The following is a 17,188-nucleotide window of genomic DNA, read 5'->3' as shown; positions in this document are numbered from 1 at the left end:
ACGGGAGAGCGGAACGGGGTAGCGCAGGGGAAGCACGGGCGGGCCGGAGGGGACCGGTCCGCACACAGTCAGCACCCATCACGCGTGGGTGGAGGGGGACCGGAGCAGTCATGGCCAATTTCTCGAAGTCGAACGTGCCGCAGTTCTCGGTGGACGTGTACCAGAACGAGTACCTGCCGGACGGGGGCCGCGAGGTCAACGCGATCGTCACGGTCACCTCGACAGGCGGCGGCACCCTCGGGAGCTCGGTCGGCGCCTCGTACGCGCCCGGGCAGGGGCCGTCGGCGGGGGTGGCGATCATGGTGGACTGCTCGGGTTCGATGGACTACCCGCCCACCAAGATGCGCAACGCCCGGGACGCCACGGCGGCCGCGATCGACACCCTGCGCGACGGCACCCACTTCGCGGTGGTGGGCGGCACGCACGTCGCCAAGGAGGTCTACCCGGGCGGCGGGCGGCTCGCGGTGGCCGACCGCACCACCCGGGAGCAGGCCAAGCAGGCGCTGCGCAGGCTGAGCGCGGGCGGCGGTACGGCGATCGGGACCTGGCTGCGCCTGGCCGACCGGCTGCTGTCCTCGGCGGACGTCGCGATCCGGCACGGCATCCTGCTCACCGACGGCCGCAACGAGCACGAGTCGCCGGAGGACCTGAGGGCCGCCCTGGACTCCTGCGCCGGACGGTTCACCTGTGACGCCCGCGGGGTGGGCACCGACTGGGAAGTGAAAGAAGTCACAGGGATAGCCTCCGCACTGCTCGGCACCGCGGACATCGTCGCCGATCCCGCGGGCCTGGCCGCCGACTTCACGCAGATGATGGAGACGGCGATGGGCAAGGAGGTCGCCGACGTCGCGCTCAGACTGTGGACCCCGGTCGGCACGACCATCAAGTTCGTCAAGCAAGTGGCGCCCACCGTGGAGCAGTTGACCGACCGGCGCACCGAGGCCGGCCCGCGCGCCGGGGACTATCCGACCGGCTCCTGGGGTGACGAGTCGCGCGACTACCACGTCTGCGTGGAGGTCCCCTCGGCCGGCCTCGGCCAGGAAATGCTCGCCGCGCGGGTCTCGTTGGTGGTCCCGCAGCCCGACGGCAGTGTCCAGAACCTGGGCGCACAGGGCCTGATCAGGGCGGTGTGGACGGACGACATGGCCGCCTCGACCTCCATCAACCCCCAAGTCGCCCACTACACCGGTCAGGCCGAACTGGCACAAGCCATCCAACAGGGTCTGGACCTGCGCAAAGCGGGCGATATGGACGGAGCAACCGCCAAACTGGGTCGGGCCGTTCAGTTGGCAAGCGCTTCCGGTAACGCGGATACTGCGAAACTGCTTGCGAAGGTGGTGGACGTGGTCGACGCCGCGACGGGTACTGTGCGACTCAAAGCGAAGGTTGCGGAGGCCGACGAGATGACTCTCGAGACACGGTCCACAAAGACTGTTCGTGTAAAGAAGTGACCTGAGAGCAGACCCAGCGGTATCCGCAGGACACCCAGACAGGCTCAGGACGAACCTGACAGAGAGGGAAGCACCGACATGCCGACCTGCCCGAACGGACACCAGTCGGGTTCCGACGACTGGTGCGAGGTGTGCGGTCACCGCATGGCCGGTGCCGTACCTCCGCCGCCCCCGCCGACCGCCGGCGGCGGCTACGGCTTCCCGCCGCCCGCGCCCGGCGCCCCGGCCGGCGGGCCCGCGGGCGGCCCCGGCGGCCGTCACCTCTCGGCCGTGCCGAACGGCTCCGAGGCGGAGCTGTGCCCGCAGTGCCGTACGCCCCGGGAGGGCGGTGCGCCGTTCTGCGAGGAGTGCCGCTGGAACTTCCTGACCAACACGGCGACGTCGTACACCCCGGCCGCGCCGCGCCCGTCGGGGCCCGGCCAGGGCGCGCCCACCTTCCGGCCGCCCACCCCGCCGTCGTACGGCGGCAACACCGACTCGTACGAGTACCAGGGTTCGCGCCCCTCGCAGGTGAACCGGCCCGCCGAGCCGATCCCGTCCTTCGGCAGCGAGCCCTCGGGCCCGACGCCGTTCGCGGGCGAGCGCGGCGGCCCCCCGGCGTTCGGCGACCGCGGCCAGTCGGGTCCCCCGCAGTTCGGCGGCGACCGCGGCCAGTCCGGGCCGCCCGCCTTCGGCGAGGACCGCGGCACCTCCGGGCCCCCGCCCTTCGGCGGCGAGCGCGGCCAGTCCGGCTCCCCCGCCTTCGGTGGCGACCGCGGCCAGTCCGGTCCTCCGCCCTTCGGGGGCGACCGCGGCCAGTCCGGTCCCCCGCAGTTCGGCGGCGACCGCGGCCAGTCGGGCCCCCCGCCCTACGGGAACGACCGCGGCCAGTCCGGGCCGCCGACCTCCGGCGAGGAGCGCGGCGCCTCCGGTCCCCCGCCCTTCGGGGGCGACCGCGGCCAGTCCGGTCCCCCGCAGTTCGGCGGCGACCGGGGCCAGTCCGGCCCCCCGCCCTTCGGCGGCGAGCGCGGGCCTTCGGCGTTCGGCGGCAGGCCGGGCCAGAACCCCGGCGGCGGCCCCTCCGCGTTCGGCGGCGCCCCCGGCAGCGGTCAGGCCTCCGGCCCCTACACCCGCGACCCCGGCGGCCCCGCGGCCGGCCCCTTCGGCGGCGACCCGTCCCGGCCGCCGGTTCCGCCGCCGCCCGGCGGTCCCGGCGCGACCGCCGCGGGCGCGCCCGGCGCCTTCCAGCAGTCGGCCCCGCCCGGCTTCCCGCAGGAGACCACCCGGCCCCCGGCCGGCGGCCCGTCCTTCGGCGGCGGTGACGACGACTGGGTGATCTCCCCGCCGTCGGGCGGACCCGGCGGACCCGGCGCCCGCCCCGGCGGCTACGGCTACCCGCAGCCCGGTTCCGGCCAGGCCCCGGGCTCCGGCTTCCCGCAGGCCCCGCAGGGCCCGGCGACCTGGACGGCGACGATCGGCCCCGACCGCGAGTACTTCATGGCGATGATGCAGCGCTCGGGCCCGGAGGCGGCCGGCCTCAACCTGCCCGCGTACTCCCCCGAGCAGCAGCGCACCCTCACCGGCAACCAGGTCACCATCGGCCGCCGCCGGCACTCCACCGGCGACACCCCCGACATCGACCTGTCGGTGCCGCCGGAGGACCCGGGCGTCTCGCACCAGCACGCGGTGCTGGTCCAGCAGCCGGACGGCAGCTGGGCGGTCGTCGACCAGAACTCGACGAACGGCACCACGGTGAACGGCGGCGAGGAACCGATCCAGCCCTTCGTCCCGGTGCCCCTCCAGGACGGCGACCGGGTGCACGTGGGCGCCTGGACGACGATCACCGTCCGGCGGGGCTGAGCGCGGCGCCCCGCAGTGGGCGTCAGACCGGGAGCGGCCAGACGAACGGCCCCTCCCGGTCGTCCAGCCACAGCCACTCCCCGCCCTCCTCCACCGTCACCCCGTACCGCTCCCGCCCCGGCCTGCCCTCAGCCGCCCACACCTCGTAGGCCTCCTTCGCCGTGAGCACCCCCCGGGTCAGCTCCGCCAGGAACTGGAAGGACTCGTCCCCGAGGGCCCAGGTCGGCACCCCGCCCGCATCCCCCGCCCCGGCCGCCCTCGCCACCCCCCGCAACGGCACGAAGAACGCCGCCGAGGCCAGGAACCGGCCCTCGGCACGCCCCGCGCCCGCCACGGCCAGCGCCAGCAGCCCCGTGGCCACCGGGGAGAGGATCCGCGCCCCCGGCACGCACTGGCCGACCCAGGCCCGCGGCACCCCCGGCAGCGCGCACGTCGCGATGATCCGCTCGTACGGCGCCCGCTCCGGCACCCCCCGCGCCCCGTCCCCCGTGACGACGGCCGGCCGGTACCCCGCCGACGCCAGGTGCCGCCGCGCCGACTCGACGATCTCCGGCTCCACGTCCACGGTCGTGACCAGGCCGTCGTCCCCCAGCCGGTGGGCCAGCAGCGCCGCGTTGTACCCGGTGCCCGCGCCGATCTCCAGCACCCGGTCGCCGTCGGCCACCCGCAGTGCCACCAGCATCCGCGCCATCAGCGACGGCTGGCTGCTGGAGGACAGCAGCTCACCGTCGCGCAGCCGGGTGGCCAGCGGAACGTCCTCGTACGCGCCCCGCACCCACCGCTCCCGAGCCGCCGGGTCGGGACTCTCGCCCCACCGGCGCTCGTACCCCCGCACCCCGGCGACGTAGTAGTACGGCACGAACAGGTGCCGGGGCACCGCCTCGAAGGCGGCCCGCCACACCGGCTGCGCCGCCCAGACCCCCTCGGCGTCGATCTCCCGCACCAGCTCGGCCCGCGCGCCGGCGGCGAGCTCCTCGGTCTCCGCGTCGTAGGGGCCCATGCCTCCAGCCTAGGCACCCGGCGGCCAGACAGGTCCTAAGCCTTGAGTCCTGGGTCACCCGGTCTGAGACCATGTACGGGTGACAGAGATTCGGCGCGGCACGCTTCAGGAGAAGACCTTCTACGAGCTGGTCGGCGGGGAGGACACGTTCCGCCGGCTGGTCCACCGTTTCTACGAGGGCGTCGCCGAGGACGAGCTGCTGCGGCCGATGTACCCGGAGGAGGACCTGGGTCCGGCCGAGGAGCGGCTCACCCTGTTCCTCATGCAGTACTGGGGCGGCCCCACGACGTACAGCGACAACCGTGGTCACCCCCGGCTGCGGATGCGGCACGTCCCGTTCACGGTGGACCGGGCGGCGCACGACGCCTGGCTGCGGCACATGCGGGTGGCGGTGGACGAGCTGGGGCTCGCCGAGGAGCACCGGGAACAGCTCTGGAACTACCTCACCTACGCGGCCGCCTCGATGATCAACACCCCGGACTGACCCGCTCCCCGTACGAACGGTCCCTCAGCGGACGCTGGGGGGAGAGCGGACCCGGGCGAGTCAGCGGACGCTGACGCCCAGCGACCCGAGTCCTGCCCGGCGCACGGCGATCGACCCGAACGGTGTCCGCAGCCGCAGCCACGCCCCCGCCGACAGCAGAACCGCCTCGTCGGCCGGGCCGGCGGGCCGCAGGAAGCCCAGCGACTGGGCCGCGTGCACGGCCCGCACCGGGAGCCCGGTGGCACCCACGGTCCGGGACCAGATGTCCCGGCCGATCCGGTCCAGCGCGTCGCGGGTACGGCCGTCCGGCGGCAGCTCGTCCGTGCGGGAGCGGAACTCGCGCACCGCGGCGGCCACGGTGGCGCGCAGCGCCTGCGGCGCGGGCAGGCCGGGCTCGGGCTGCCAGCCGCCCCGCGGGGGCAGCACACCGGCCCACGGCGGCCCGGTCACGGCCCCGGGCACGGCGGCCGTACCGGCCTGCTCGTCCACGGACTCCAGCAGCTCCCCCGCGGACACGGTCACGTCGAGGGTGACGTCGAGACCGTCCTCGTACGGCTTGGCCAGGCGCACCGCGCGGACGGCCAGCACCTCGAAGGACGGCGGCCGGCCGAAGACGGCGAGCGCGGTGCCGGCCGCCTGGAGGCGGACGGCGGCGAAACGGTCGTAGCGCAGCAGCCGGGAGAGGAAGGCCGCGAGGTCCGCCGCCTCCCCGTCGTCGGCCAGGTGGAGATCCGTCATGCGGCGACGGCCTCCTCCTTGTCGTCGTCCCGGTACTCCGCGAGGAAGTCACGTTCCTCGGCGGTGAGCCGACGCGGCCGTCCGGACTCGAAGTCGAACGGCACGACCACCGTCGAGGCCCGGACGTAGACCAGGTCGTCGTCCTTCACCTCGTAGGTGACGGTGAAGGACGCGGCCCTGATCTCGGTGACCCACAGCTCGATGTCGACCGGGTGGTGCCGGTGGACGAGCTGCCGCTTGTAGTCGATCTCGTGGCGCGCCACCACCGACCCCTGCTTGAACTCCTTGTCCGGCCGGAACAGCCAGTCGATGCGGGCCTCCTCCAGGTAGCGGACGAAGACCGCGTTGTTGACGTGGCCGTACGCGTCCATGTCGGACCAGCGCAGGGGGCAGCGGTAGATGTGGCGCAAGACCGATCAGCCCCGGGTCAGCTTCTTGTAGGTGGCGCGGTGCGGACGGGCGGCGTCCGGACCGAGCCGCTCGATCTTGTTCTTCTCGTACGACTCGAAGTTGCCCTCGAACCAGAACCACTTGGAGTCGCCCTCGTAGGCGAGGATGTGGGTGGCCACCCGGTCCAGGAACCACCGGTCGTGGGAGACGACCACGGCCGCGCCCGGGAACTCCAGCAGCGCGTTCTCCAGGCTGCCGAGGGTCTCGACGTCGAGGTCGTTGGTCGGCTCGTCGAGGAGCAGCAGGTTGCCGCCCTGCTTCAGGGTGAGGGCCAGGTTCAGCCGGTTGCGCTCACCGCCGGAGAGCACGCCGGCCGGCTTCTGCTGGTCGGGGCCCTTGAACCCGAAGGCGGAGACGTAGGCGCGGCTCGGCATCTCGACCTGGCCCACGTTGATGTAGTCGAGCTCGTCGGAGACGACCGCCCACAGGGTCTTCTTCGGGTCGATGTTGGCGCGGCTCTGGTCGACGTACGAGATCTTGACGGTCTCGCCGACCTTGATGGTGCCGGCGTCCGGGGTCTCCAGACCCTGGATCATCTTGAAGAGCGTGGTCTTGCCGGCGCCGTTGGGGCCGATGACCCCGACGATCCCGTTACGGGGCAGGGTGAAGCTCAGGTCGTCGATCAGGACCTTGTCGCCGAAGCCCTTGGTGAGGTTGTTGACCTCGACGACGATGCTGCCGAGCCGCGGGCCCGGCGGGATCTGGATCTCCTCGAAGTCCAGCTTCCGCATCTTGTCGGCCTCGGCGGCCATCTCCTCGTACCGCGCGAGACGGGCCTTGGACTTGGCCTGGCGCCCCTTGGCGTTGGAGCGCACCCACTCCAGCTCCTCCTTGAGCCGCTTGGCGCGCTTGGCGTCCTTCTGGCCCTCGACCTTGAGACGCGCCTGCTTGGTCTCCAGGTACTTGGAGTAGTTGCCCTCGTAGCCGTGCAGCCGGCCGCGGTCGACCTCGCAGATCCAGCCGGCCACGTTGTCCAGGAAGTACCGGTCGTGGGTGACGGCCACGATGGTGCCCTCGTACTTGGCCAGGTGCTGCTCCAGCCAGTTCACCGACTCGGCGTCGAGGTGGTTGGTGGGCTCGTCGAGGAGCAGCAGGTCGGGGGCCTCGAGCAGCAGCTTGCACAGGGCGACGCGGCGCCGCTCACCACCCGAGAGGTTGGTGACGGGCCAGTCGCCGGGCGGGCAGCCGAGGGCGTCCATGGCCTGCTCCAGCTGGGCGTCGAGGTCCCAGGCGTTGGCGTGGTCCAGCTCCTCCTGGAGCTTGCCCATCTCGTCGAGGAGCGCGTCGGAGTAGTCGGTCGCCATCAGCTCGGCGATCTCGTTGAACCGGTCGAGCTTGCCCTTGACCTCGGCGACACCCTCCTGGACGTTCTCCAGGACGGTCTTCTCCTCGTTGAGGGGCGGCTCCTGGAGGAGGATGCCGACGGTGTAGCCCGGGGAGAGGTACGCGTCACCGTTGGACGGCTGGTCCAGCCCCGCCATGATCTTCAGAATGGTGGACTTGCCGGCACCGTTCGGGCCGACCACACCGATCTTCGCGCCGGGCAGGAAGTTCAGCGAGACGTCATCAAGGATCACCTTGTCGCCGATTGCCTTGCGCGTCTTGCGCATGGTGTAAATGAACTCAGCCAAGAGAAACCGTCCGGCAGCTTGAAATCAGGCAGTGGGCAGATACATCCCATCTTGCCTGACGTCCAGCCTCTGGTGTTAACCCGTTCGGTCGGGGGGCTGTGAGCTGGGGGTTCACTGGTGGCGGCGATCACCCGCCTGTCACTGCCGGTCGCTGTCGATTGGCCTCCGGGGAGCCTCGGACGGCCCAGGGACGGCCCAGCAGACGATCACTGACGGACATGACATCGTCGCGCCATGGCAGCAGCGGACGCACAGGCCGGTCTACGGCGCTGCTCAACGAGTGGGACCCGATCGGCGTGGCCGATCTTGTGCAGGACGAGTACGACTGCCTCATCGCCCCGATCCTGCGCCGACTGAGGCACGGAGCCAGCCGGGGGGGCACTGCAGGAATTCCTGTCCCGTGAGCTGGTGGACATCGACACATCCGCAGGTTTGACGCGCCCAGCCGTTCCGTGAAGAGGCCGCGCCTCACCGGTTGATCGGGATCTCGTAGACGATCTCGCAGTGTGCGGCGGGCACGATGATGTCCGCGGTCTCGACTGGCCGTCCCTGGTCGCTGTAGTAGGTCCGCCGGATGTGGGTGACGAGAGCGGCCTTCTGGATGCCGAGGAGTGAGGCTTCCTCGGCGGTGGCCTGCCGGGGCTCGGGCTGCTCCACGGCGTGGCTGACGGTGATCCCGATGGCGGCCATGCGGTTCACGACGCCTGTCCCGGCGTGCGGGCCTCCCTCGGGGAGGACGACGAGGGTGCCGGCGGTGAGGTCGTAGGGCTCCCAGCTCGTGGAGAGCTGCACGGGCCTGCCGTCGGCCAGGAACTCGTACGAGGTCCGCACGCAGAGCTCGCCTTCCGCGATGCCCAGCCGCGCCGCGATGTCGGCGGGAGCGGGGACCTCGGCGTCGGTCCGGCTCTCACAGTCGCCCTGCTTGCCGAGGGCCTTCATGTCCGCGCGGAACGGCGACCCCTGGGGCTGCTCGCGCGCCGAGGACCGGACGACCCGCACGCGCTGCCGGGGCTCGGCGACGTACGGGGCTCCACGCCACCAGCTTGAGCGGCCGCACCCTCTGGGCGGTCGTACGCAAAGCGGTCCCCGCGGCGGGCGATGCCGGGGGACCGAGCCATCAGCGATAGGAGCTGATTCAGCGTGCTCAACCGTATCCGCCGCGCCCTCTCCTCCACCAGGGCGCGTAACGCCCCCAGGGGCAGGCACCGTCGCGGCTTACCGCCGTCCTGCCCGTCGGCAACCCCCGCTTCCTCCAGGCCTGTGGAGAAAACGACGGCCACTATGGGGCTGGTCCGCGAATGGGCGGGCCATCGCTACCTGCTCAGGGGTGAGGACGTCGCACTGGTCCGCCCATACATCCTGGCCTGGGAGAAGCATGCACGACGGCACGCTCTGACTGCCGAAGCCTTGCACCCCTCGCCGGCCGCCACGTGGACGCCATTCCTGGAGGTCGGCTGATGCCCTCCCAACGGGAGCCGAGCAGCACGGAGACCGCAGTCACCCCCTACCGCTCAACGGCATGCCACATCGGTACTCATCACGCTTGCGCGGAGTCCTCTCCGGCCTTGGCACCGGTCGACGTCCCGGTGATCTACGAGGCGTGCGACTGCCCATGCCACTCGTCCCCTGGATCCACAACCATCGCGAGACAGGAGAAGCCATGACGGCGCGGAACGAGTTGAGGCTTCTCCCGTGGGTGGGACCGGAAGGCAAGCCCTGCTATCTGAACACCGACGACCCGGAAGGCTTCATGTCCGCCTCGCGGACCACGTCGAGTCGATACAACTCGGCATGGCAGGGGAACTACTGGAGCAAGCGCCTCAGGTGCTTGACGGTGAGACCACGACCGACGAGGAACTGAGCTTCTACGCTGTCCAGTTGGTCGACGCGTTACGAGATGTACTGCGTGTAGCCACCAGCCGCGGCCGCCGCGACGCGGCGACGGAGCCCGGGATGTAACGCCGCTAGAAGTCCAACAGGGGTAGACAGAACTGAGGACAGGGTGAGACGCCCTGGTAAGAGGCCAGGGCGTCTCACCCTGTGACTTTTTGATCCGTAGCTCTAGCCAGTTCGGTCAACGGCGGTCATTACGGTCGCTCCGAGGCCCCTGAGGGCCGCCGATGAACGAAGACAGTCGCCGGGGTTGTGGTAGCACCCTGCTGTACGGCTTGTTTGGCTGCCAGATTCCGGGCGTGAGCTTCGCGTCGTAACCGCCGTTCGTAGTCGGCGATCTGGCGGGCGACGGGGACGCTGGTGGCAGTTCGAATCAGCCGCCCGTTTTCACGATCTACCAGGAAGGGACCATTGCCCCCCAACCGAGGGCGGGGTCCGCTCTGACCATCCCAGACGGCCCCCCAGTAGAAGATCCACCCGAACGGCAAGGCCTCCACACGCAGGATTTGAAGGTCGTACTCGACGCTGCCCCGTACGTCGACAATCTCGGCAAGCACCAGTCGGCGCGCGTCCTCCTCGGTCAGCATCGCCCAATGGTGACATGGTCCCCACATGCCGGGATGCCTCTCACACACTCCCGTACACCCGCTTCAGGAGTTCGATCAGGAGTCCTTCAAGACGGACGTACTCGGGATCCCTCCCGCTGCTGTCGGACGCTCGGGACTGCTGGTGTCCGTGCTCGTTGATGTCAGGCCTGGATGTCAGCGGCGAGTGCTGCATGCCTGCGCGTATCCTCATGATGGCCGTAGACCCGTCACCCGCGGACTAAGCAATGTCTCGAGGCGGCTCACAGCACTCGAATGCGCATAGATCAGGCGAAGGGTGAGCGCATGTCAAGCGGGAGCATGTTCAGTGTCTACGGACGAATGACCGCACTGCCTGGTCGGCGTGACGAGCTGATCGCCGTGCTCCTTGACGGATTCCGCGCGGGCGGCGATGACAGCGGCCTGCTCACTTACAGCATCAACACGGCCTTTGACGACCCGGACACAATCTGGCTGACGCAGCTGTGGATCGACAAGGATGCACACGATGCGACCACCCGTTCCGAGCCGGTCGCAGCAGTGACGCGCCGGCTTCCTTCACTCCTGGCTCGGCAGCCCGAGGGCTTCTACGGTCACGCCGTCCATGTTCACGCCCGAACCACCGAGTCTTGACCACTCGCTGTCCGCGCAAGGTCGCTTGGGACTGAATCGCCTTGAGCGTCGCCTTCACCTCGGCCGGGCCAGACCAGTGAGAACGGGCCCAGCGTCCGGTGAACCGGGCCCTGGACGGACTGACGGCACGTCCGCCCCGGGACTGTAGTCCATGCCGACCCACCGCCCCCTTCCCTGCATGCTTTGCCAACGAAACTGCTTCGTCCCGAAGAAACTTGGGCGGGGACGCTGCCTTGGGCTGGTGTGGGTTTCACCTTCGCTGACGGTTCGCAGACGTCCGGGCTTGTTCGCCGCTGTTCGCATGCGTTGTCACGCAGTTGGACACTCACCCAGGCTGCCTACGCTGAGGGCAGAGGCTGTTTGAAGCACTATGACCAACTGGAAAGAGCTTCGTCGTGAAAGCCTCGTCTGGGCATGATTACCACCGTGCGTGAGGACTGGAATCATCGCAGGCATGGGCGATACAGGCTGACGGAGACGGAGCGCGGCGACGTCTGGGGCGTGTGCGCCGCAGTAGACGGACTCTTCGGTGAGCCCCGGCGCGGGACGTATGAACTGTTCGGCTGGGTACCGGAAGGTGACCAGATCGGGGGCTGGGTCGGCAGCCGAGTGTGGATGGTGCCGGACGACGATGCCGTTGAGCCCTGGCTGCTGGAGGACGTGGAAACCCCAGGACAGCTCTTGGGGACCGGCAGTCTCGTGCTCACTGGCCTGGACGACTACGAAGGTCCGCCTGAGGGACACACGGGTCGTGTCCGAGTACACGACGGGCATCGGTGGCTGGGCTCCTGTCGGAAATCCACCCGCGTCCTGCCGGCCGAGCAAGCCGCGCCCCGGCTTGTCCTGCGGGGACTTGCCCAGAGTGATCAGCTGCGAGCCGCATTGCTGAAGGGCACCCGACGGGCGCTGGACCTGGAGGAGGCCGCCCTGGAGATACAGGACGCCCAGGGCGAGCCGCTCACCGATCGGCTGCTGTGGACCAGAGTCCGCTCCTGGCGCCCATCCTCCTACGGGACAGATCTGATCGACCTGGAGCTTGACGGGCAGTTCTTCACCCCGGTTCCCGAGTTCGCCCGGCCCATCTGGGAGCGGTGGTTCGTCGGGCCGCCGGACACCCTGGGTACCTGGACGGGCCTCGACACCCGGCGCCGCGGGGCCTGGCTCGATCTCGTACGCGAGCGGGCATGCCGACGCTCTCACCACGACCGGCCGGCTGGTCATGCCTACGAACTCGACGGCCGACACATCACCGACGAACCGGGCCTCTATCTGGCGCTTGGGGAGGCGGTGAACGGGCCGGGTGGCTACTTCGGCGGCTGTCTGGCCGCCCTCGACGACTGCCTGCGCGGCACCTTCGGTTACACCGCCCCTGCAACCCTGCTCTGGCGGAACGCCGGGACCGCACGCACGTACCTGTCCCGGACCCTGACCCCAGACGGCCAGCCCCACGACCTATTCGCCGATGTCCTCGATGTCCTAGCCGAGGGCGGCATGCACGTCACCCTGGAGTGATCCCCGTCCGAACATCTCCCCAGTCCTTGCGTCGCTGGCAGGATTCGAACTGCGACCCCCGCTTTGGGAGGAAGGGTTGGGCGCCTTGTCGGTGACCTGCCGTTTTATTGGTAGAGCTACCGGACATGGGCGAGCCTGCTATGCACCCGTGTTGTCTGTGGCTGACCCCTGCATCTGGCACGGCTGTGGCACGGCAACCTCCTTGTCCCGAACTATCGGCTAGGTGGGGGGCTCGTCAGAACACCCAGATTTCCCTCAGCCGCACTGGGAAACCGACTGTGCTGCTCAGTTGCCGATCCTCCGTCCGTGTCAGCTGGTTCCGTCGTCACAGACTGCCGCCGCCTTGGGTGATGGCATCGTTTCCAGTCTTGCCTCTTGTGCACCCAGGGCTCTGGAGCGTTCAAGCCCGGTCGATGAACGCACCCAACTCTCGCCATTACGATCTGTGAAGTGCAGGCTCTCCATGCCCGTCCGGTCGTCTCGGCCAACGGAAACGATTCGGCTTGCCGCTTTCTTGAGGCTGGCTTCGGTGAGGAGTGTCTCGGAACAGGGCGCCAGAGTGGGAACTCCTACCTGCACCACCCGCGGGTTCAGCAGCCGCTTCCCTTGGGATGGTGTCCCGCGGAGTGGTGTAGTCACGGCAGCTGTTTCGGTTCCGGTTGTGGGGTGATCTGTGGTTCGGGTTCGGCTGGTTTGGTGGTGAAGAGTTCGGCCATGGAGGCTTCGGAGAGGTAGCGGCGGTCGAAGACCTGCCACTCGTCGTGGAGTTCGGCCAGGACCGCGGCGGCAAGCCGGTCCAGGGCGGCGGGGTTGGGGAAGACCTGGACGACGTCGGCCCGGCGTTTGATCTCCCGGTTCAGCCGCTCCAGCGGGTTGGTGGACCAGATCTTCTTCCAGTGCGCCGGCGGGAAGTCGGCGAAGGCGGTGATGTCTGTTGCCGCATCCAGGAGCATCGTCTTTACCTGCGGGAACTGCCGTCCGAGCATGTCGGCGACCACGTTCAGCTGGGTGCGCACCTGCTCGCCGGTGGTCTGCGCGAAGATGGTGCGGATGGTGGCAGCGACCATCTCCCCGGAGCCCCTCTCGATCACCGAAAAGACGTCCCGGACGAAGTGAACCCGGCACCTTTGCCAGGCCGCGCCGAGGAAGACCGTGCGGATCGCGGCCACCAGACCGCTGTGGCTGTCGGAGATCACCAGCTGGACGTTGTCCAGGCCGCGCGCTCGTAAGGACCGCAGGAACTTCGTCCAAAACGGCTTCGACTCGCTGTCGCCGACCATCAGGCCGAGGATCTCGCGGTGCCCGGTGGCGGAGATCCCGGTCGCGATGACCACGGCCTGCGAGGCGATCCGGTGATTCACCCTCGCCTTGCAGTAGGTGGCGTCCAGGAAGACGTAGGGGAAGACAGTGTGGTCCAGCGGCCGTTCCTTGAACGCGGTCAGTTCCTCGTCCAGTTCCCCGCAGATGCGGGAGACCTCGGATTTGGAGATCCCGCTGTCCGCGCCGAGTGCTTTGACCAGGTCGTCCACGCTTCGGGTGGACACGCCGTGCACGTATGCCTCCATCACCACGGCGAACAGGGCCCGGTCGATCCGCCGTCGGCGCTCCAGCAGCGACGGGAAGAACGACCCGCTGCGCACTTTCGGGATCTTCAAGTCCAGGTCGCCGGCCTGCGTGGTCAGCAGGCGTTCGCGGTGTCCGTTGCGCCAGGTCGTGCGAGTCTCGGAGTGCTGGCGCGGCGCGGCACCGATCACCTCGGTGGCCTCGGCCTCGATGAGCTCCTGCAGGATGCGCTCGCACACCACCCTGATTGCTTCAACTCCGTCGGCCCGACGTAGTGACTCCAGCAGCCGCATCAGCTCAGACTGGGACAAGGCCATCGCGTGCTCCTCCGGTCGAACTGCCCGTTCACCAGGGAGACTTGCGCGATGGCCTGCCTTTGTTCAGGGAGCATGCACGGTCAGCGGATGCACGCCCCGGGCAGACACCCGCGCGTTCCGGGACCCTGCCCGGCTACACCACCTCATGGGACATGATCTCCCTTGGAACAGCACCAGGGTGAGAGTGATGTTCGTTACGGGATCGGGTGAGCGATTCAAGACGTGCAGTCGACCCTCGCTCGTTTCACCCTGCCACCAAAATGAGATGCGAACGGCTTGCTGGCTGCCTCTCTTTTCGGCGTCCTCCCGTGACTGCTCGAGCTGATTTTGAGACACCACCGCGCCGTAATACGTCGCGACGCCCGTGAAGATGAGCCCACCAATCGCTGCCACGGCACCGGCAACGGTGCCGATATGAACCCACGGAATTCGCTGCCAAACCCTCCGCGTCCGCGACGGCCCCGGGTCTGGCGTTGGTTCAGGCTCGGGTGCTCCATCACGAACGCGGGCCCTGACGCGAGTCGGAGCCGGGCGCCGCCGCGCGAGGCGAAGCCTGGTAGACCGCTGTGGTCCATTGTCAGTCATCTGTCCCCCAAAATCCTCGCTGGCATAGACGCTGCCACAGCCCAGTCGGCTCCACCCGCGACAGCGGGTCAGCCGACCGACCAGGCACGCGCATGCCTCGCTGCACCCTCACCGGCCCCAGCCAGTCTCGTAACCCAGGTATGCCCTCGGAGGGTCGGTCCGCGACGACGACGCGAGAGCTCTCAGCTTGGGAAGCTGCGGGCTTTTGGAACAGGTCCGGGCGCTGACCTGCGCGAACGACCAGGGAGCGGTCCTTGCGCGCTCGGCTGCTTTCACCGTGGTTCGCCGTCGTTCCCCCCCTCGTTCTGGTGCGGTTGTGTTGCGGGGCCAACGGGCCACAACTGACAGCCGATCACCGTCGGGTCCGTTGTCAGTGGCGGCGGCCATGTTCTCCAGCGCGCGGTCGGCTTCCGGGGGTTCCAGCTCTGAAAGGAATGGTTGCATCCCTGGCCTGTCTGGGGGCGGCCTGGAGACTCGTCCGGGACCTAACCGACGGCTGGGCTTCGTCGATGGCCAAGCAGTGACCTGCCAGCGCCGACCGCGCACCACATCCGGCCCGCCGATGGCAGGGTGCACGCTTTCCAACTGTGGTGGTGGGGTGGTGGGCGTCGTTCGGGGGCGTTCACCTGGGTTCATGGGCGGCTGGCTGCAGGTGCCGGGACGGCTCCGAGTCTTGCTTGAACGGCCGTGAACGGGGCTGAATGAGACGGAAACTGAGACGGCCGGGGGCCGAGGCGCCGGCCTGGCAATTTGCTGGTCTGACAGCTTCGTCCATACGAGGATGCTGCCATGCGCCGCGCAGACGAAGAGGAAGAGCCGCTCAAGCTGATCCGCCGCTACGTCACGCCCGACCGGCGGTACCTCAAACTTGGCGGCAGCCTTCTCGGGATGAGCGGACGAGACCGAACCAAGTTCCTCCGCAAGCTGGGACAGGCAGCCAGTGAGATCAGTCCTCGTGAACTGGACACGCTGCTCGACGGAGGGTGGCGCGAGCGCAAGACGGCAGCCTGGCTCGCCGCCGTGGCCGGCAGATCCGAGTTCCGGGATCGTCTCGGCGAACTCCTACTCGCCAGTGAAGGGCCCTACGCGGGGCAGGCATACTGCGTCGCTCTGGTCGGCTTCGGCACCCGGGCCGACGCAGACCTCTTGGTCGCTTACCTCGACCGCTACCTGCGGCGCCCCGACCTCTACTACGACCAGACAGCCGCCCTCGGCGCGCTCCTGTTGCTCGACGCCAAGCTCGGTGCTGACTACACAGCCCGATTCCTTGCGCCTCACGGACTCTGGCAGCAGTGGACCGATGGGCTGCCCAGCAAGGACCGCGACGCCCCCGACAGCTACCGACAATTCGTCGGCGAGCTCTGCGCTTTCGCTGATGAGGCTGCCGAGCACTGCCCCGGCAGGCTGACATGAGTCCTCCGCTGAGGATGATAACTACTGAACTTGAATGGGTGATGTCGGATTCGGCTGACGTGCGACCTCTCGTGCGTCCAACTCTTCAGCGGCGGTTCGGTTGTAGGCGCTCGATGCGGTCGAGGTCGCCGGCGAGCAGGTCGCGGTGGTGGATGGTGAAGTCCCCGTTGGGCAGGGTCTGCCCGCGGCCGTAGTGCTGGCCCACGACGGCGGTGGGGAGGAAGGCACGAAGGTGGTGGCGCATGTCCCGGGGGTAGTCGACGGGTGCGCCCCAACCGGAGGGGGCCTGGTCTGTGGAGAGCAGGACCCAGTGGTCTACGGGCACGGCGGAGTCGAGGTCCGGCGCTGCTCCGGTGTGGCTGTCCAGGGCTGGCACGGTCAGCCGGTCAGGGTCGAGGGGTGCGTACCACAGCAGCAGGGGCTTGGCGCGTTGCGCGTCGGCGTTGTCGAAGCAGCACACGGCGATGGTGTGGTCGGGGAAGTGGTCGGCGTAGAAGCGCAGGAGGTCCGGGTGGAGGTTGGGGCGCCGGTGCGGCGGCACCTGCCGCAGCGCGCCGGGAACCGCGGTGGGGTCAGCGGCCAGGAGGACCGTGTAGACATCGTGGTCGAAGACCTGGACGGGCTGGGGTTCCCCGCCCATCCACGCGATGCCGTCGGCTGCGGCAGCGGCTGACTCGACGGCGGCGACCATGCGGTGCAGCACGTCTCCGGTGCGTCCGGCGGAGAGGAAGTGCCGGGGGCTGAGCTGCCTGGTGGGCAAGTGCAGCAGCATGGCGTTCGGGCCGTCCGCCAGGTTGGCGGCGCTGTTCTGGTAGCCCAGGACGTGGATGAGGCCGTGCTCGGGGTGGTGCTGCCGCCCGCAGTACACGATCGTGCCGGAGAACGCGGCCTCACCTGTTGAGATGCACACGGCGGAACGGTATCGCCTCTGTCCGGCGGGCGCCGACCGGGTTTTGCCCCTAGATGATCTATTCCAAGGGGTGCCTGTAGAGACGTAAACGAGGGTGTCCAAGATCGTTGTGTGACGAACAACCTGGACACCCTCGCGACCGCACTCTACGTGAGAACCGACGACCTGCTGAAAGCGGCTCCGCA

General features: G+C 69.2%; 13 protein-coding genes and 2 pseudogenes. 7 read left to right on the top strand and 8 right to left on the bottom strand.

Features of this window, described 5'->3' with window-relative positions; genetic code table 11:
- Positions 1–110: 110 nt before the first annotated feature.
- Positions 111–1,451, top strand: a complete 1,341-nt coding sequence (locus ACZ3KP_RS24695) for a vWA domain-containing protein (RefSeq protein ID WP_467501759.1) — start codon at positions 111–113, stop codon at positions 1,449–1,451.
- Positions 1,452–1,529: 78 nt separating this feature from the next.
- On the top strand, positions 1,530–3,290 hold the full coding sequence (locus ACZ3KP_RS24690) for an FHA domain-containing protein (RefSeq protein WP_467501758.1): 1,761 nt from the start codon (positions 1,530–1,532) through the stop codon (positions 3,288–3,290).
- Between the two features lie 22 nt (positions 3,291–3,312).
- On the opposite strand, the gene ACZ3KP_RS24685 is transcribed toward ACZ3KP_RS24690, so the two are convergent.
- Positions 3,313–4,290: a methyltransferase domain-containing protein gene (locus ACZ3KP_RS24685; protein WP_467501757.1), complete on the bottom strand. Its 978-nt coding sequence runs from the start codon at positions 4,288–4,290 to the stop codon at positions 3,313–3,315.
- A 79-nt stretch (positions 4,291–4,369) separates the two neighbouring features.
- Between ACZ3KP_RS24685 and ACZ3KP_RS24680 the strand changes: the two genes are divergently transcribed.
- Complete coding sequence (locus ACZ3KP_RS24680; RefSeq protein ID WP_358972606.1) at positions 4,370–4,774, top strand: globin; 405 nt, start codon at positions 4,370–4,372, stop codon at positions 4,772–4,774.
- Between the two features lie 60 nt (positions 4,775–4,834).
- On the opposite strand, the gene ACZ3KP_RS24675 is transcribed toward ACZ3KP_RS24680, so the two are convergent.
- The 4 genes and pseudogenes from ACZ3KP_RS24675 to ACZ3KP_RS24660 form a co-directional block, all read right to left on the bottom strand.
- The gene (locus ACZ3KP_RS24675) at positions 4,835–5,512 is read right to left on the bottom strand and encodes a DUF8185 domain-containing protein (protein ID WP_467501756.1); all 678 of its coding nucleotides are present in this window, start codon (positions 5,510–5,512) and stop codon (positions 4,835–4,837) included.
- Positions 5,509–5,922: an acyl-CoA thioesterase gene (locus ACZ3KP_RS24670; RefSeq protein WP_132886876.1), complete on the bottom strand. Its 414-nt coding sequence runs from the start codon at positions 5,920–5,922 to the stop codon at positions 5,509–5,511. Before ACZ3KP_RS24670 ends, ACZ3KP_RS24675 begins: the two co-directional genes overlap by 4 nt.
- 6 nt (positions 5,923–5,928) lie before the next feature.
- The gene (gene ettA / locus ACZ3KP_RS24665) at positions 5,929–7,593 is read right to left on the bottom strand and encodes an energy-dependent translational throttle protein EttA (RefSeq protein ID WP_132886877.1); all 1,665 of its coding nucleotides are present in this window, start codon (positions 7,591–7,593) and stop codon (positions 5,929–5,931) included.
- 468 nt (positions 7,594–8,061) lie between these two features.
- Positions 8,062–8,616, bottom strand: a pseudogene (locus ACZ3KP_RS24660) (GntR family transcriptional regulator); the annotation flags it as partial.
- Positions 8,617–9,253: 637 nt separating this feature from the next.
- Here ACZ3KP_RS24660 and ACZ3KP_RS24655 point away from each other — a divergent pair.
- Positions 9,254–9,552, top strand: a pseudogene (locus tag ACZ3KP_RS24655) (hypothetical protein).
- A gap of 128 nt (positions 9,553–9,680) precedes the next feature.
- Here the strand turns inward: ACZ3KP_RS24655 and ACZ3KP_RS24650 are convergent.
- The gene (locus tag ACZ3KP_RS24650; RefSeq protein ID WP_467501755.1) at positions 9,681–10,073 is read right to left on the bottom strand and encodes a hypothetical protein; all 393 of its coding nucleotides are present in this window, start codon (positions 10,071–10,073) and stop codon (positions 9,681–9,683) included.
- 273 nt (positions 10,074–10,346) lie between these two features.
- On the opposite strand from ACZ3KP_RS24650, the gene ACZ3KP_RS24645 reads away from it, so the two are divergent.
- Both ACZ3KP_RS24645 and ACZ3KP_RS24640 read left to right on the top strand, forming a co-directional pair.
- The gene (locus tag ACZ3KP_RS24645) at positions 10,347–10,703 is read left to right on the top strand and encodes a putative quinol monooxygenase (protein ID WP_467501754.1); all 357 of its coding nucleotides are present in this window, start codon (positions 10,347–10,349) and stop codon (positions 10,701–10,703) included.
- Positions 10,704–11,117: 414 nt separating this feature from the next.
- A complete protein-coding gene (locus ACZ3KP_RS24640; RefSeq protein ID WP_467501753.1) occupies positions 11,118–12,215 on the top strand; it encodes a barstar family protein in 1,098 nt (365 codons plus the stop codon).
- Positions 12,216–12,850: 635 nt separating this feature from the next.
- On the opposite strand, the gene ACZ3KP_RS24635 is transcribed toward ACZ3KP_RS24640, so the two are convergent.
- On the bottom strand, positions 12,851–14,095 hold the full coding sequence (locus ACZ3KP_RS24635) for an IS256 family transposase (protein ID WP_467501752.1): 1,245 nt from the start codon (positions 14,093–14,095) through the stop codon (positions 12,851–12,853).
- A gap of 1,374 nt (positions 14,096–15,469) precedes the next feature.
- Between ACZ3KP_RS24635 and ACZ3KP_RS24630 the strand changes: the two genes are divergently transcribed.
- Positions 15,470–16,093 carry a DUF6000 family protein gene (locus ACZ3KP_RS24630; protein ID WP_467501751.1) on the top strand — a complete coding sequence of 208 codons (624 nt, stop codon included), beginning with the start codon at positions 15,470–15,472 and terminating at the stop codon, positions 16,091–16,093.
- A gap of 85 nt (positions 16,094–16,178) precedes the next feature.
- Here the strand turns inward: ACZ3KP_RS24630 and ACZ3KP_RS24625 are convergent, their stop codons facing one another.
- Complete coding sequence (locus tag ACZ3KP_RS24625) at positions 16,179–17,003, bottom strand: hypothetical protein (RefSeq protein ID WP_467501750.1); 825 nt, start codon at positions 17,001–17,003, stop codon at positions 16,179–16,181.
- Positions 17,004–17,188: the final 185 nt, after the last annotated feature.

This window comes from Streptomyces sp. NPDC020958, from assembly GCF_055562175.1.
This window is presented reverse-complemented; position numbering and strand designations above follow the sequence as displayed.

Excerpts from the sequence above, each read along its gene's own strand:
- ACZ3KP_RS24640 (WP_467501753.1), top strand. The coding sequence starts at position 11,118 with ATGATTACCACCGTGCGTGAGGACTGGAATCATCGCAGGCATGGGCGA.
- ACZ3KP_RS24690 (WP_467501758.1), top strand. The coding sequence starts at position 1,530 with ATGCCGACCTGCCCGAACGGACACCAGTCGGGTTCCGACGACTGGTGC.
- ACZ3KP_RS24630 (WP_467501751.1), top strand. The coding sequence starts at position 15,470 with ATGCGCCGCGCAGACGAAGAGGAAGAGCCGCTCAAGCTGATCCGCCGC.
- ACZ3KP_RS24645 (WP_467501754.1), top strand. The coding sequence starts at position 10,347 with ATGCGCATAGATCAGGCGAAGGGTGAGCGCATGTCAAGCGGGAGCATG.
- ACZ3KP_RS24695 (WP_467501759.1), top strand. The coding sequence starts at position 111 with ATGGCCAATTTCTCGAAGTCGAACGTGCCGCAGTTCTCGGTGGACGTG.
- ACZ3KP_RS24650 (WP_467501755.1), bottom strand. The coding sequence starts at position 10,073 with ATGCTGACCGAGGAGGACGCGCGCCGACTGGTGCTTGCCGAGATTGTC.
- ACZ3KP_RS24685 (WP_467501757.1), bottom strand. The coding sequence starts at position 4,290 with ATGGGCCCCTACGACGCGGAGACCGAGGAGCTCGCCGCCGGCGCGCGG.
- ACZ3KP_RS24675 (WP_467501756.1), bottom strand. The coding sequence starts at position 5,512 with ATGACGGATCTCCACCTGGCCGACGACGGGGAGGCGGCGGACCTCGCG.
- ACZ3KP_RS24635 (WP_467501752.1), bottom strand. The coding sequence starts at position 14,095 with ATGGCCTTGTCCCAGTCTGAGCTGATGCGGCTGCTGGAGTCACTACGT.